Source organism: Nostoc sp. DedVER02 (assembly GCF_034530675.2).
GTDB lineage: Bacteria > Cyanobacteriota > Cyanobacteriia > Cyanobacteriales > Nostocaceae > Nostoc.
This window is the reverse complement of record NZ_JAVRCP020000001.1, coordinates 537,486-553,191: the sequence shown is the minus strand read 5'-3', so window position 1 is coordinate 553,191 and position 15,706 is coordinate 537,486. Positions and strand designations below refer to the sequence as shown.

The following is a 15,706-nucleotide window of genomic DNA, read 5'->3' as shown; positions in this document are numbered from 1 at the left end:
CTGAATCTATGCTCTAGATAGTTGGTCGTTTACTTTCGAGGATTTCTGTTGCTTTCTGGACAGAAAGTGGGCGGTAGAATAAATAACCCTGTATCTCATCACAGTTGATAGATTTTAAGAACTCCAATTGCTCTTCTGTTTCTACCCCTTCGGCTGTTAACTTCAATCCCAAGCTTTGTCCCAAGGTAACTATGGCCTTGATAATATGAGCTACTTTAGAATCCGGCTTCAAATCTTTCACGAAAGACTGATCTATTTTTAGAGTGTGGAGTGGCAAAAGCTGTAGGCGCGAGAGCGAGGAATGACCCGTACCAAAGTCATCAATGGAGATGCAAACACCCATCTGCTTTAACTCCTCTAATACCGTTCTGGTAAAACCCAAGTCCTCAATGGCTGTGGTTTCCATAATTTCTAATTCTAAAAAGCGGGCTTCTAGACCTGTTTGCTCTAAAACTGTGGTTATAATCTCCACCAATTTGGGTTGGCGAAATTGCTTTAGAGAAAGATTGACAGCCATAGTAATAGGTGGCAATCCTGCATCTTGCCAGATTTTATTTTGGATACAGGCTGCCCGTAGTACCCATTCGCCGATGGCGATAATTAATCCGCTTTCTTCAGCGAGGGGAATGAAGACACTGGGCGCAACTAATCCCATTTCTGGGTGCTGCCAACGTAACAGAGCCTCCATACCAGTAATTTCTCCTGTGGCAATGTTCACACGGGGCTGATAATACACCGTAAATTCATCACGTTCTAGGGCATAGCGCAAACTCTTTTCTAAAGTCAGAAGTTCAGGATTCTTGGCGCTCAGAGAAACACTATAGAATTGGTAGTTATTCCGCCCTTTATCCTTAGCGTAGTATAAAGCGGCATCTGCGTGCTGGATTAGTGTTTCCGCATCAGGACTGTTGTTATCAAGCAAGGCAATACCGAGGCTGGCAGTCACATAAAGTTCATGCCCTTGGAGATGAAAAGGATCTTCTAAGGCTTGTAAGATTCTGTACGCTACCTGCGTTACCTCTTCAATATCAGTGACTCGCGGGAGCAAGATAGTAAACTCATCGCCTCCCCATCGGGCTATAGTGTCTCCGCCTCTGAGTAAGTCTTGTAATCTTTGAGAGACGCTTTTCAACAATTGATCGCCTAGAGTGTGCCCTAGAGTATCATTAATGACCTTGAAGCGATCTAGGTCGAGGAAGATTACAGCTAAACTTTCGTTATTGCGCGTGGCGTTGGGTAGAGTTTTACTGAGCAGTTCATTAAATAGTAAGCGATTGGGCAACCCTGTCAGCATGTCATGAAGGGCTTGATAGCGAATCTTTTCTTCTACTTGCTGACGCTGCCGCGCACCAAGAATACTGGCAGCCATCGTTAAAAGAGTAGATTCTTCATGCTTTGACCAATGACGCTCAAACGTGCAGTCTGCCAAGCCAAGGTATCCCCAGCATTCATTCTCCAACCGGAGAGGAACCAGAATCAAGGATTTAATGCCATCTCGAATTAGAAATTCTTGTTCGGTGACAGGAAATTTTTGGGTGAGTCCGCTAATGGACTGGCCGTTAGAGAGAACAGAATACCAACGGGCTAATCCAGAACCTTTATAAAGCTGATTCTGCCAATAGTGCTGGGTAGATTCAATAGAAGATTTTGTCCATTCAAACCGTAGACTGACTGCTATTTCTCCTGTAGCAGGATGGGGATGGTTATGAAAGAGATAAGCACGATCTGCCTTGGCAGCTTCGCCCAGTACAGCTAAAGCCCTCTCAATACCAGTTTCATAATTCATTTCCCCTAGCAAATAATTAGCGGCTTCTGCAACTGCTTGAAGCAAGCGATCGCGCTGACGCAACTCAGATGTTGCTTGTTTTTGCTCCGTAATATCCCTAATAATAAAAGTTCTAATTAAATCACTTTGAGGAAGGTAGAGAACAGATTGTTCAAAAATTTCTGTACCTACTTCCACCTCCCGTACAAAAGAATTTTTTTCTAGATTCTTAACTGTACTCACAAGTCCTGCTAATATTGGATGTTCTGTCCCAACTTCTCTCAGTTTAGGAAACTTGAGGGCTGCGGCTGGATTAAGATAAGTCACTATTCCGTCAAAATCCATCTCAATAATCGGATTCGGGATGAGTTCAAGGAACGATGCTAGGCGAGCTAAAGCAGACTCACTAGCTGCTTCAAAAGCAGGATCGATCGCTAGGGTTTGAAAAGGATTGGCAGGACTAGCTTGCTCTGATAAAAAACCAGATAAGTCTTCAACATCAAAAGATTCAGAAAATGCTTGTTCTGAAATATTAGAAATAGCATAATATTTAGCCTGAGCTTGATTACTGCCAAAAGCAATAGTATCTCCATTTCTAAGATTATGAGAAAAGCATTTATATCCATTTATAAATAAGCCATTAGTACTTCCTTTACCCTTGAAGTTACCATCAATAATCTGGAAGCCATATTGATCAGTCTCAGGAACAGTAACTCGCAATAAGATTGCATGTTGCATTGATACTGATCGGGAAGCCAAGATAATAGTGTTTGCAGGATGTCGCCCCAGAGAATAAGTAGTCTCTCGCAAGGCTACAGTTCGCCGTCCTTGCAGGTCTTTAATGACCAACAGATGGCGTATTTTTTCCCGCTCATTTCCTAGCATGGCTGTTCCTCAAATTCTCATATATTTATGTCTTATTCTGAAAAATACCGTTCCCAAAAGTGCGATTTTAAAGTCTGAACTTATAGGAAAATTCGCTTAATCAAAATTGCAAACCAGCCCTTGTATTCATGATTTATCTTATTAAAAAAGATGACTAATTGTTCAATCGCTTGTTGTGATATGAGTGTTAGTTGTTTTCTCAGATTATTTGGAATTCCGAAAAATAAATTATCCAATTAGGTGTTTTATGACGTTAAGCGCAGCAAACCACCTACAGATAACAGGTGCGTTACCTGCCGCAGTAACACACCCTACAACCACGGTGATTGGTTGCAATATTGTTAACTGGAAGTTCCAAAGATAAGTTAGAAACTTTGTCACTTCGTCTATATAGTGCAACTGTGCCTTTCTTAGGATACCCAGAATCAAATCAAACACTGAAGAGAAAACATGGTATATTTACTGATTTTTATCAATGAAGGCAGGAGGAAAACTGCCAATAGTCTCTAACTGTATTTCCCTGCATTTCCCGCAGGGGTTGAATCCTCTTTTGATTTTTTAAAAGCCGAAACCCCCGATTGCTGAAGCCTATAGTAGAGTAAAACAACTTGCCAAAAGCTAAATTTTAAAAAGGATTATAGAGCAAACTAAAATACAGACCCTTTTCTTGTAATGTTCTCTCATTTGAGTCAACAGAAATTAAAGGAACACCCCAGTCAAGACGAGCAGTGAAGCGATCGCCCTGTGACCAACGCAACCCCAGACCAACAGCAGCTAAAGTATTAGGGTTGGGAGTTTCTCTATTTGAACTATTCCAGCCAACACCAAAATCTACAAAGGGCACAACCTGTAAGGTGCTATCTATTTTAGGTAAGCGCAGAATTGGTACTTGAACTTCCGCAGAGACAAAAGTACCATTATCTGTTAGCAGGTAATCTTGACGATAGCCCCGAATACTATCTTGTCCACCTAAGCCAAATTGCTCTAAAGGCAGAAGTGTTCTAGATGCAAGTTGCGTATTTAAACGAAGTAACAGTAAGGTTTCAGGAGCTAAAAGACGTACCCACTGCGCTTGTGCTTGCCAAGCAAAAAAACGGCTATCGGGGGCATTTTGATTAATCGTGGGATTCAATATATCTATGCCCAAACTAAATTGAGAGCGGAGGGCAATGACTTGACGGCTGTTACGACTCGTCCATTCTTGAAAAAATCGGAATGCAGATACCTTGGTGCGTCCCTGTTCATCAGCCCCAGGCGAAAGCAGAGAGGGGGAAAACTGTGGTTGTAGATTCCACGAGATATCACTTTCGCGTCGGGAGGCTGTCAACCCAAGGGCGAATTCTTGGGTAGGAGTTTGAATTATGGGTTGGCGGAATGTCACTTCATAATAGCGAGAAGCCGATTCGATATCTAAATCTTTAAAATCGGGTTCAATAACATTACTCGACGTAGTGCCATAGTTGAAAGTCAGTGTGCCATTGCGGGGATTGAGTGGTAATGTGTAGTTTGCATCCAATGAGTTGCTACCATCAGTATTAGTGTAAGCAACACCAAGAGAATCCCCTAATCCCAATAAATTGGCTTCATTCAATTGTAATCGGCGGCGAAAACTGCCAACACTAGGCGATCGCCCATTATCAAGAACTATCTGGCTACTAAAGGTTTTTGCCTCAGTAACGTTGACTTCTAAAAGACTCGAACCAGTCCGTGATCCTGCTGAGAGTTCAGCAGACACGTTTTGAATCAAAGGATTAAGTTGCAATAGTTGCAGTGCTTGTAGTAGACGCTGGCGATTCAGAGGTTGCGATGTAGCTATTGCTAGTCGGCTGCGGACATAATTCGGATTCAACCGTCGAGTTCCAGTTACCTTGATATCTTCTAATTTACCTTCGACCACCTGAATTTTGACAACACCAGATTTGATTGTTTGTGGTGGGATATATGCACCAGAGGTAATATAACCATTTCTTACGTATAAATCGGTAATTTTAGAACGTGCTTGATACACTTCAGTCAACGAGATCGGTCGTTTGGTAAATTCAGCAGTGGCGAGGGCTAACTCTTCAGGACTGAAAACTGTGCTACCAACAACTTCAAACCGTTCAACAACAATAGTTTGAGGAAAGTTGCCAGGAATTGGTTCATCAGGTATGGGATTTGGAGTAGAGGGGGGAAATAATTCTGCGGGTGGGGGAAGTGGCTGTGGTAGTTCAGGTGAAGGAAGCGGCGAAGGTATGGGTGGTTGGACATCCTGTGGTGGTGGGAGTTGTTGTTGTGACAGAAGGAAATTACTCGTTGGTAATTGTGTAGTATCAACAGCCTGAGCTTTCAGTAGATTAGAAGATATACTGCTGAGTAATATAAGCATACTCAGTGGTAAGTGGGATGCTATAAGATTCTGAGGATATTTTTTATTAATCATCACACTGGACTATTTTTTGTCAGTAACTATGGGATTACACGGGGACTGCCTCAGATGTGAATCTTACTTCATCTTTTGTCGCTAAAATTGATATCTTGGGCAAATCTCAATTTCAAAGCATTTCAAAGCTCAACAATCTGGTTAATGCAGATTTATAGCAAGGGACTGGGGACAAGGGGACAAGGGGACAAGGGGACAAGGGGACTGATTCATCGACCTCAGAACTCCGTTCATCCACCTTGGAACCTCATTCCCAATTCCCAATTCCCAATTCCCAATTCCCTTTCATTCCATATCCCTTTGCTGGAACATTCCCATCAATTTACGTTTCCGAGCATGGGTTTGCATCAAGTTTTCTCGATAGTTTAACCAGTCAGCTTTCTTCCCAGACTCCAAGTAGGCAGCGCGGACTTTTTTTAACCATTCAACTGCATCGTAGTAGTACTCGGCTTTACCTCCATCCATAATCTTTTCGGCACGGCGACGCGCATTAGCAATCACCCAGCTAGGATTGTGAGGGATAGCAGCATCCATAACTCGATAAATTAACTCTGAATCATAAGAACTAAGTTCACTAGCGATCGCAATTGCATCATCAATTAGTCCCTCATGCAAGAATATATCTACTTTGGCTGATTCTGCTCCGTAACCACTATAAGTACGGACAATTCTCAGCAAATCTGTTTTAACAGTTTCCCAGTTTTCCCCAGCTAATTGTGCCATCCTTTCGTAGTCAACAAAGGAGGGTTTGACTTGAAAAGCCGCTTTAATTGCTAATAAAGCAGCTTTACTATTACCCAACTCAACAGCTAAATCACTTGTCCAAATTCCCAACTCGTACTGGCAATTACCCGCTAAATTTAATCCACTCTGGGCTATATCTAGTGCTTGCTGTAATGCCTCCCGTTCGCTTAGTGCTTTCGCTAGGGCAAAAGCTTCTTCCATTGAGTTCATCTGAGTTTGAGCAGCATCAATTGCTTCTTCCACCCTGCCCAAACGCCCCAACATTGTCAGATACTGCTGGGTTTGCCCTTCAGCTTCTGCTAAATACAAGTATTCTTGATAGCGTTCCTGACGTTCGAGGATTTTTAGCCGAATTAGTGCCAAATCATCTGCATAGTCTGGTACATCTTCTTCCCAAGCTCCCCTTTCGGTAATATTACCTTGGAGAACTTGCACTAAGGGCGGATAATCCCAACCTTGGCGTAAAGCTTCCATGACTAGACTAAAATCAGCATTCCACTCATCTTGCCAAGCTTCTAAATTTATTTGAATATCAACTTTTTCTTCTGGGGTGAGTTCAGCAGTTAGAATTGCTTCACACCAAGCCTGATTTAATTCCGCGACAATTTCATCATTTTCAGCGCCGTAATCGGCAATATCGTCCCAATTTTCCACACAGGTAAAGGTAATCGCCTCTAAAATTGCGATCGCATTTTCACCCTCTCCTCGTTCGCTAAAACCTACCGCAGTTTGCACCACATTCAGCAAATCTTCGGCAATTGGGTCTTCTTCACACCCCTCCTCAAAGTAGCGTACAGCATCTCGGATAATTTGCCGGACTTGCCGCCGAAAGAGAGCCGGATCGATAGTAAGGCAGCGCACAGGTTTTATGGTTGTTTGCTCGACAAGAGGATTCGTCATCCAACCTACATGACGGTCAATTGCCTCAATTAATGGTGGATATTCTTTTACCAACTCTTGTAGCAGCCTTTGAGTTTGGATCAGATCCAGGCGATCGAGTAGTTGTTCTAGAGTAGGGCGCTGCTCAATATATTCTGAGTTACGCGCACAGACGAGCATCGTCGCTACAATGTGTTTGCACCACCCGTCAAAGTCGTAAGCACAGGTGCAGTTGGCTGAGGTTAACCCACTGCTATCGAAACTCAGATTGACATGATAAGGTCTAGCTTCAGTTCCTGCAACTTCAGCCTGAAGGATATGACCGCGTTGGGTAATAGCATTGACAGCACCAGCCTCATAATATGCCTCGCCGCGTTGGAAAGATTTGGTGTTGGCATGACGGCGGATAGTAAATTCAGTAATTTGGGGAATAGACATCGAGCGATCGCCTGTGTAAATCCTCTGGATCAATCCTAAATCAAGCTTAGGTGTTAGCGATCGTGCTGTAAAGTTATTGGGGAATGGGGAATGGGGAATGGGGACTGGGGACTGGGGACTGGGGACTGGGGGACAAGGGGACAAGGGGACTGATTCATCCACCTCAGAACTCCGTCAACGAGTCTTTTATCCTCGTTAATCCATCTCAGAACTCCGTCAACGAGTCTTTTCTCCTCGTTAATCCACCTCAGAACTCCGTCAACGAGTCTTTTCTCCTCATTCATCCATCTCAGAACTCCATTCTTTTACATCCTACTTCTTGCCCAATTCCCAATTCCCCATTCCCCATTCCCAATTCCCAATTCCCAATTTCCAATTCCCAATTCCCTTTAAAAAAAATAAGTATCTAGATTTGACTATAATTACTGAAAACATCCATCTTTTCGCCAGAAGTTAGTGAATCATAATTGAAGTTAGCAACTCCTGAAGTTAAATCAGAAAGTTATCAGGCGGATGGTAGGGGAATTAACTCAGTTAGCAGTTTCCAGTGTTCACTCATAACTGTATGCTGGGGGCTTAAACCCAGCAACGAAACTGACAACTGATAATTGATAACTGTTAAAGGGGTTGCGCTGATTGTCGGTCAAGTTGAGAATAAATAGGCGAAGCAGACGGGGAACCTAACGTGAGTCAAGGATTTGATTACGATTTAGTCATTATCGGCGCTGGTGTAGGCGGACATGGCGCAGCCTTACACGCCGTAAGTTGTGGTTTAAAAACAGCGATTATTGAAGCTGCTGATATGGGAGGAACCTGTGTTAATCGGGGTTGTATTCCTTCTAAAGCGCTGCTGGCGGCATCTGGGCGGGTGCGGGAGTTACGCGATGCCCATCACCTCAAATCGCTGGGAATTCAAATTGGTAATGTGGAATTCGATCGCCAAGCGATCGCTAATCATGCTAATAATCTCGTCTCGAAAATTCAAGGGGACTTAACCAACAGCCTCAAGCGTCTAGGAGTCGATATTATCAGAGGTTGGGGAAAAATCGCTGGGGCGCAAAAAGTCTCTGTAACCGGAGACGGTGGCGAAAAAATCATCACAGCCAAAGACATCATCCTTTCCCCTGGTTCAATTCCTTTTGTGCCTCCAGGGATTGAAGTAGACGGCAAAACGGTCTTTACCAGCGACCAAGGCGTTAAGTTAGAGTCCTTACCAGACTGGGTGGCAATTATTGGTAGTGGTTACATCGGCTTGGAATTTTCTGATGTTTACTCAGCTTTGGGTTGTGAAATCACCTTGATTGAAGCCCTAGATCAGTTAATGCCAGGATTTGACCGCGATATTGCCAAACTTGCCGAACGGGTACTAATTACTCCCCGCGATATTGAAACTAAAGTGGGGATATACGCTAAAAAAGTCACCCCTGGTTCGCCTGTGGTAATTGAATTAGCAGATTTTAAAACCAAAGAAGATGTAGATGTCATCGAAGTAGATGCTTGCTTGGTAGCTACAGGACGCATCCCAGCGACCAAAAATCTTGGTTTGGAATCTGTGGGTATAGAACTCGATCGGCGGAATTTTATCCCAGTTGACGATCGCATGGCAGTACTATCAGCCGGTGAAGTAGTACCCAATGTGTGGGCAATTGGCGACGCTAACGGAAAGATGATGTTAGCACATGCGGCTTCTGCTCAAGGCATCATCGCCGTAGAAAATATAGTTGGGAGGGAAAGAATAGTAGACTATCGCAGCATCCCCGCAGCAGCTTTTACCCATCCAGAAGTCAGCTATGTAGGTTTAACAGAAACCGCAGCTAAGGAATTGGGACACACCGAAGGGTTTGAAATCGCCACAAGTCGGAGTTACTTCAAAGGGAATTCCAAAGCGTTGGCAGAAAATGAAGCCGACGGTATTGCCAAAGTGATATATCGCAAAGACACCGGAGAAGTCTTAGGCGTTCACATTTTCGGGCTGCACGCCTCAGACTTAATTCATGAAGCATCAGCCGCGATCGCAAACCGTCAATCCGTCCAAAGCCTCGCACATCTAGTTCACGCCCATCCAACACTCTCCGAAGTCCTAGACGAAGCTTATAAACGAGCGATCGCCATTTAGGAATTGGGGATTAGGGATGAGGGATTAGGTACTACGAATTGAGAAGAATTCTTCCCCATTCCCCATTCCCCATTCCCATTTCCCATTCCCCATTCCCCATTCCCCATTCCCCAATTATGCAAATCCGTCGTCGTTCCCCTAATCCAGCTATTGATGTATCAATATTGCGTTACCAGGCTGCCGTGTCTGATTCAGCGCCAAACAATATCTTGGAAGAGATTGTCTGGCAGAAAGAAGTAGAATATGACCTGATGCGGGAAAAGGTTCCTTTACAAGAATTGCAGAAGCAGGTACTTACTGCGCCGCCAACCCGTGATTTTGCCGCCGCTTTGCGCCAAGGGAAGACGAAACCAGCATTGATTGCCGAAGTTAAAAAAGCTTCGCCAAGTAAAGGCGTTTTCCGAGAAGATTTTGACCCAGTAGCGATCGCCCAATCTTATGATCGAGGTGGTGCTAGTTGTCTTTCAGTGCTAACCGATGTCAAGTTCTTTCAAGGTAGTTTTGAAAACTTAGCCAAGGTTCGGGCTGCTGTAGATTTGCCTTTATTATGCAAAGAATTTATCATTTATGCTTACCAGATATACTTAGCGCGGATTCATGGTGCAGATGCTATTTTATTGATTGCGGCTATCCTGAGCGATCAAGATTTGAAATACTTCCTCAAAATTGCTAACAACCTGAAAATGGCAGCCTTGATTGAAGTCCATAGCTTGGAAGAACTTGACCGTGTGTTAGCTTTAGATGGCGTTTCCTTAGTAGGAATCAATAATCGCAATTTGGAAGATTTCTCTGTTGACCTGCAAACTACTTGTCAACTTTTAGCTGCAAGGGGTGGCCAATTGCAGGAGAAAGATATCCTTGTAGTCAGCGAGTCAGGACTACACAACCCAGATGATTTGAGTTTAGTGCTTACAGCAGGTACATCTGCTGTACTAATTGGAGAATCTTTGGTAAAACAACCAGATCCCGGTGCTGCGATCGCCAGTATATTACCAAAGAATTTCTGAAAAATACTTTCCCTGTACCTATTAGTGCAGGGCAACTAATAGGGCATACTATGCGTAGACACGCAGCACTTTGCTGTCTACTCTTATCGATATCTTTGCCAAATCTTCATCGCTAATCAAATCAAAGCCATAAGCAACTAGTTATTTATTATGTAACAATTTATTTACAAGAGATGAAATTTGACTAATACAAAATTCCAAATATGAAATCAAAATTAAACTTCATGGAGCAAATTCCTCTACCTTCGCCTATTCACTACGAACTTATACTTCAACTCTTAGAAAGACAAACTATGTTAGCTGTAAATGATAATCCAGATTTACGACATCAGGTAAATCAACTAATTATTACTCTCCGTAAAGCTGCGGTACAGCAAAAAAGACTAGAAGAAATTTGCGAGTTTTCCTCTATGGCTGTCGATCATCGTTGGTCAATCAACCATCATAACGGTAACAAAGTTGTTGCCCCCGATTGAAGCTAATAACTTGATATCTCAACCTCAAATTTGGCATCTTTGTTAAGATATATTACTATTATCAGGAAATTTCTCTTTTCTCTGTGTATTGAAGGAGATAGTACTAAAAGCTTCCACCACACTTGCTTGACTCAAATGCACAATTTGGGGTGTCATTTAAAATGATTCTACTTAATATATAAAATTCTTTTTACTTTGTAAGAATATCTACAGATGCTAGATGAGGAGTTGAAATCGGCATTCTTAATAATCAAATTTTTGTTGATATAAATTTTACTTGATTGAGCTATTTACTTAAAGTTGTATATAGTTGTTTTTCCTCTAAATCCTAACTTTTTACTTACAATTTATACAATAATTCTATCAATTAATGCAGTATAGGAATCTGGTTTGATTTGGAGAAAATATCCGTAGGATGTGAGCGCGGAAAGTACGGCATCAAACCAGTGATAATAGTGCGTTACGAACTCCGTTCTAACACACGTTACAATACCTAATTTCGTTCAAAAATCAAATAGTAATTTTATATAAAAATATTGTCATCTTTCTCAAACTTTAAATTGTACAAAGTTCATACTGATTTAGCAGAAACTTTAATTCAGCTAAAATATCTATGAGATTCTCTCTCTAGTTTGACGAAAGATGAAATATAACAGCATTGATGAAATCTTCAGAAATAATCAGGCTTGGGTTGCTGAGAAACTTGCTATAGACCCAACTTACTTTCAAGAATTATCTAGCGGACAAACACCACCTTTTCTATACATTGGGTGTTCTGATAGTCGTTTAGCCTTAACAAGGTTTACCTGTACAGAACCAGGAGAGTTATTTGTACATCGTAATATTGCTAATCAAGTTTCTTTAACAGATATTAATTTTTTAGCCGTTTTAGAATACGCAATATCACATCTTAAAATAGAACATATTATCGTTTGCGGTCACTACGACTGTGGAGGAATTAAAGCGGCCTTAGAAGGTAGAACCATCGGAATCTTGGATAACTGGGTGAATCCGATTCGGGAACTGTATTTACAAAAACAAGAAGAAATTGATGCCTTACCAACCAGAGAAGAACGTCTGAATCGTTTGGCAGAAATCAATGTAGTGGCGCAAGTGAAAAATCTCTACCAAACTTCTATCATGCGTCAGGCACTTTATGAGCGAAAAGCGCCTATGGTTCATGGTTGGGTACTAGATATACGTACTGGCTTAATCAAAGATTTGAACGTGTCAACTGTGCAATGGCAATTACACATCTGCCCCTTGCTTCTAGAGTTTAGACTTTATGCTATGTTAAAAAATGAGAGCTAATTCAGGATTGACTGCCACAAAAATTTATACTTTAGAGACATGATTAATTATGTTTTTAGAGATTATTTATAAAGTAAATGTAGGAATCATATTTGATTTCTGAAAAATCTAAGTATTTGTAGGGTGTGTTAGGCGTAAGCCGTAACGCACCATTCTTAAGGCTTTGGTGCCGTACTCTCCGCACTCACACCCTACGTATCTTTTCAAAAATCAAATAGTAGTCTTATATTTAAGTAGCGTGTATTACGGCTTTAGCCTAACGCACCGTGTTACATAGCGGTGTAAAGTATTTTAATCTACTCGTGCATATATCCAAATCGCAAGTTTTTTTAGAGGCAATTCATGAATTGCCTCTACGGGGATGGTTACACCCAAGCTACTCGCACAAAAAATTATTTCTTAGCAATTATCCACACCGCATGAATAATTCCTGGAATGTAACCAAAAAGAGTCAATACTATATTAATCCAAAAATCCATGCCAAAACCTACTTGTAAAAAAACGCCCAAGGGTGGCACAAAAATAGCACACAAAATCCGAACTAAATCCATTTAAACCTCCTATTAATCTCACCAAAAATAGCCTGTTTGGTAACTCATTTACCACTCTTCAAGCATATTTGTACCTCTCAAAGATAACATTCTCTTTTTCAATCAAGGTCACGCTTAAGATGCGGGAAACCGCACTCAATATTAGCCACCACTAATTTTAGCTTTATAACCTAGCTTGGTTAAAATCTCGACAATTTTCTGTTTGTGTTCGCCCTGAATTTCAATTTCGTTATCTTTAAGTGTCCCACCTGTCCCACACTGGGTTTTCAACTGCTTCACCAAATCTGCCAAGGTTTCTGGTTTAGCTTGAAAACCGCTAATCACGGTGACAGTTTTGCCTTTGCGTCCTTTGCGGGAAGCTTGTACTTTAAGATTTTGTTGCTGTGGAGGCAGTTCTGGAATTGGTCTTTCTGTGGCGGCGGAGTTGTCATTGCCAAATTCGCGGTAAACAAAGCTTTTGTCAGAAGATTTAGAATTGGAAGAAGACATAAAATAAATGTTTAAGAAAAATTAAAAGGCAGTGGAAACTTCTACGCAACCATTCTGCTGGGATATCAATTTCTAGGCTAACATCACAAATTCATTGTAAGGAATTGGGAATTGGGAATTGGAAATTGGGCATTGGGAATTGGGAATTGGTTATCCTGCCCCCTGCCCCCTGCCCCCTGCCCCCTTGCTTCTTCCCCATTCCCCATTCCCCATTCCCCATCCCCTAGATATACCCAGATATGTCCCAGACTTTTCTATAATAATTAAGTTATTTCCGTCATTGAAAACAGCCTGTGACTACCACTCCCCTCTCTCCAAGTTCAACTGCTCAGGTTCCCGATTCGCTAGGTCGCTTTGGCCGCTTCGGCGGTAAGTATGTACCTGAAACGCTGATGCCTGCCCTTGCTGAATTAGAAACAGCTTATCAGCAATACCGCAATGACCCCGGTTTTCAAGCAGAATTACAGCAGTTGTTACGAGACTACGTGGGACGTGCCACACCATTGTATTTTGCTGAACGCCTGACTGCTCATTATGCCCGACCCGATCGCACCGGGCCACAAATTTATTTAAAGCGCGAAGATTTAAATCATACTGGCGCTCACAAAATCAATAATGCCCTTGGTCAGGTATTGTTGGCAAAACGCATGGGTAAGCAACGGATTATTGCCGAAACTGGCGCTGGACAACATGGAGTTGCTACAGCCACAGTTTGCGCCCGTTTTGGGTTGGAATGCGTAATTTATATGGGCGTTCATGATATGGAACGCCAATCTTTAAATGTGTTTAGAATGCGGTTAATGGGGGCAGAAGTGCGTCCGGTGGAAGCGGGAACTGGAACCCTGAAAGATGCCACTTCTGAAGCAATCCGCGATTGGGTGACAAATGTGGAAACAACTCACTACATCCTGGGTTCGGTAGCAGGCCCCCATCCTTACCCGATGATGGTACGTGATTTCCATGCAGTCATCGGTCAAGAAACTCGCGCCCAAGCAATGGAAAAGTGGGGCACACTGCCTGATATCCTCTTGGCTTGTGTGGGTGGTGGTTCCAATGCGATGGGACTATTTTATGAGTTTATTAATGAGCCTTCTATCCGCTTTATTGGAATTGAAGCAGCCGGAGAAGGTGTTAATACCGAAAAACACGCAGCAACCTTGACAAAAGGACGAGTTGGTGTGTTACACGGAGCAATGAGCTATCTATTACAAGATGAGGATGGGCAAATCATTGAGGCGCACTCAATTAGTGCGGGCTTAGATTATCCCGGTGTAGGGCCAGAACATAGCTATTTGAAAGACATTGGTCGCGCCGAATACTATAGTGTGACGGATGCAGAAGCTTTAGAAGCATTTCAGCGATTGTCGAAATTGGAAGGAATTATCCCAGCATTAGAAACAGCCCATGCGATCGCATATCTCGAAACCCTATGTCCTCAACTAAGCGGTAGCCCCCGAATTGTAATTAACTGCTCTGGACGCGGTGATAAAGATGTACAAACGGTAGCTAAGTTATTAAATCCAGCGTAAATCTACGTAAAATATTTGCGAGGAAGCAATGATGGATCAACAGTTCCAACACGCTATGCTACCACAACCCACTCACGAAGAATTTGCAGGTCAAAACTTTGTGCAAAGTTTGAAAATACACATTTTCAGGCATCTGATTCCTGGTAGTTTGGCTATTATTTGCGTAAGTCTTGGATATCAAAACAATCATACTAATGGTAGAGGAAAGTTTTTTATAAATAGCGCAGTTTCTTCGTAAGATTGTGAATTTAAAGGTTTGCTGCCAGTTTTTAACCATAAAACTGGCATAAATAAAGGTATATAGACTTATAATCAATTTGTCACATTGACATTAGTTTGCTTAGATGGTCTGGAAGTTTACTTTCAGCAAATGATTAAAACAACCATCTACGGCGTTGTAAGTACCATTTTTCTCAGTAGTGGAGCGATCGCTACTCCCGTAACAAGTTCAAATTTTACGCCAGTGTCATCAAACGTATCAAGTAATACTTTCAAAATTGCAGCAGCTAGTATCAATACTACTGCTCTGGAAGAGTCGGTTCTTACCCAAATTAATAACTATAGAATTTCCCAAGGGCTACCGGCGCTGACTCGTAATTCTGCCATCGATAATCAAGCCAGAATTCACAGTCAGAACATGGCTACAGGGAAAGTTCCCTTTGGACATACAGGATTTTCAGAACGTATTCAAGCAATCGGTATTTCTTACAGAGCAGCTGCTGAAAATGTCGCTTATAACCAGGGATATAGCGACCCTGCTAAGACAGCTGTTCAAGGCTGGCTCAAAAGTCCAGGGCATCTAGCCAATATCAAAGGCAATTATGATAAAACGGGAATTGGTGTTGCTGCAAACAATAGAGGCGAAGTCTACTTCACGCAGATTTTTCTTCGCTGATAGGTTTAGAAAAATTTAGATTTTTTCTGAAATTCCCCAGATTTATGTCTGTTGACAAAGCTGTTGTTAGATGTTGAATAATGTATTTTCAATGACATTTTTTTATTGAATACTACATTATTTTTTAGTAATTTATAAAAATCGTAAATTCTCAACAAAAATAAGCATAATTTTATAAAGTCAATCTATTGAAATATTG

11 protein-coding genes are annotated in these 15,706 nt (G+C 42.0%); 6 read left to right on the top strand and 5 right to left on the bottom strand.

What is annotated here, in order from left to right; translation table 11 throughout:
- Positions 1–13: 13 nt before the first annotated feature.
- The 3 genes from RMZ41_RS02400 to RMZ41_RS02390 all read right to left on the bottom strand — a co-directional run bounded on the left by RMZ41_RS02400 (position 14) and on the right by RMZ41_RS02390 (position 7,133).
- Positions 14–2,650 carry an EAL domain-containing protein gene (locus RMZ41_RS02400; RefSeq protein WP_322645033.1) on the bottom strand — a complete coding sequence of 879 codons (2,637 nt, stop codon included), beginning with the start codon at positions 2,648–2,650 and terminating at the stop codon, positions 14–16.
- Between the two features lie 625 nt (positions 2,651–3,275).
- Positions 3,276–5,072: a ShlB/FhaC/HecB family hemolysin secretion/activation protein gene (locus RMZ41_RS02395; RefSeq protein ID WP_322645034.1), complete on the bottom strand. Its 1,797-nt coding sequence runs from the start codon at positions 5,070–5,072 to the stop codon at positions 3,276–3,278.
- Positions 5,073–5,357: 285 nt separating this feature from the next.
- A complete protein-coding gene (locus tag RMZ41_RS02390; protein WP_322645118.1) occupies positions 5,358–7,133 on the bottom strand; it encodes an SWIM zinc finger domain-containing protein in 1,776 nt (591 codons plus the stop codon).
- A 685-nt stretch (positions 7,134–7,818) separates the two neighbouring features.
- On the opposite strand from RMZ41_RS02390, the gene lpdA reads away from it, so the two are divergent.
- From lpdA to RMZ41_RS02370, 4 genes are all read left to right on the top strand, one after another.
- Positions 7,819–9,249 carry a dihydrolipoyl dehydrogenase gene (gene lpdA, locus RMZ41_RS02385; RefSeq protein WP_322645035.1) on the top strand — a complete coding sequence of 477 codons (1,431 nt, stop codon included), beginning with the start codon at positions 7,819–7,821 and terminating at the stop codon, positions 9,247–9,249.
- 116 nt (positions 9,250–9,365) lie between these two features.
- Positions 9,366–10,256 carry an indole-3-glycerol phosphate synthase TrpC gene (gene trpC / locus RMZ41_RS02380; protein WP_322645119.1) on the top strand — a complete coding sequence of 297 codons (891 nt, stop codon included), beginning with the start codon at positions 9,366–9,368 and terminating at the stop codon, positions 10,254–10,256.
- A 224-nt stretch (positions 10,257–10,480) separates the two neighbouring features.
- A complete protein-coding gene (locus RMZ41_RS02375; protein ID WP_322645120.1) occupies positions 10,481–10,732 on the top strand; it encodes a DUF5340 domain-containing protein in 252 nt (83 codons plus the stop codon).
- Between the two features lie 642 nt (positions 10,733–11,374).
- Complete coding sequence (locus tag RMZ41_RS02370) at positions 11,375–12,043, top strand: carbonic anhydrase (RefSeq protein ID WP_322645036.1); 669 nt, start codon at positions 11,375–11,377, stop codon at positions 12,041–12,043.
- 392 nt (positions 12,044–12,435) lie between these two features.
- Here RMZ41_RS02370 and RMZ41_RS02365 read toward each other — a convergent pair whose 3' ends face one another.
- Both RMZ41_RS02365 and RMZ41_RS02360 read right to left on the bottom strand, forming a co-directional pair.
- Positions 12,436–12,594, bottom strand: a complete 159-nt coding sequence (locus tag RMZ41_RS02365; protein ID WP_322645037.1) for a YqaE/Pmp3 family membrane protein — start codon at positions 12,592–12,594, stop codon at positions 12,436–12,438.
- A gap of 141 nt (positions 12,595–12,735) precedes the next feature.
- A complete protein-coding gene (locus tag RMZ41_RS02360; RefSeq protein ID WP_012410518.1) occupies positions 12,736–13,083 on the bottom strand; it encodes a translation initiation factor in 348 nt (115 codons plus the stop codon).
- 293 nt (positions 13,084–13,376) lie between these two features.
- Here RMZ41_RS02360 and trpB point away from each other — a divergent pair, with 293 nt between their 5' ends.
- Positions 13,377–14,612, top strand: a complete 1,236-nt coding sequence (gene trpB / locus RMZ41_RS02355; RefSeq protein WP_322645038.1) for a tryptophan synthase subunit beta — start codon at positions 13,377–13,379, stop codon at positions 14,610–14,612.
- 370 nt (positions 14,613–14,982) lie between these two features.
- Complete coding sequence (locus tag RMZ41_RS02350) at positions 14,983–15,507, top strand: CAP domain-containing protein (RefSeq protein WP_322645039.1); 525 nt, start codon at positions 14,983–14,985, stop codon at positions 15,505–15,507.
- Positions 15,508–15,706 lie beyond the last annotated feature (199 nt).

What these genes read in the sequence shown, in the direction of transcription:
- RMZ41_RS02400 (WP_322645033.1), bottom strand. Translation starts at nt 2,650, where the DNA reads ATGCTAGGAAATGAGCGGGAAAAAATACGCCATCTGTTGGTCATTAAA.
- RMZ41_RS02395 (WP_322645034.1), bottom strand. Translation starts at nt 5,072, where the DNA reads ATGATTAATAAAAAATATCCTCAGAATCTTATAGCATCCCACTTACCA.
- RMZ41_RS02390 (WP_322645118.1), bottom strand. Translation starts at nt 7,133, where the DNA reads ATGTCTATTCCCCAAATTACTGAATTTACTATCCGCCGTCATGCCAAC.
- trpC (WP_322645119.1), top strand. Translation starts at nt 9,366, where the DNA reads ATGCAAATCCGTCGTCGTTCCCCTAATCCAGCTATTGATGTATCAATA.
- RMZ41_RS02375 (WP_322645120.1), top strand. Translation starts at nt 10,481, where the DNA reads ATGGAGCAAATTCCTCTACCTTCGCCTATTCACTACGAACTTATACTT.
- RMZ41_RS02370 (WP_322645036.1), top strand. Translation starts at nt 11,375, where the DNA reads ATGAAATATAACAGCATTGATGAAATCTTCAGAAATAATCAGGCTTGG.
- RMZ41_RS02365 (WP_322645037.1), bottom strand. Translation starts at nt 12,594, where the DNA reads ATGGATTTAGTTCGGATTTTGTGTGCTATTTTTGTGCCACCCTTGGGC.
- RMZ41_RS02360 (WP_012410518.1), bottom strand. Translation starts at nt 13,083, where the DNA reads ATGTCTTCTTCCAATTCTAAATCTTCTGACAAAAGCTTTGTTTACCGC.
- RMZ41_RS02350 (WP_322645039.1), top strand. Translation starts at nt 14,983, where the DNA reads ATGATTAAAACAACCATCTACGGCGTTGTAAGTACCATTTTTCTCAGT.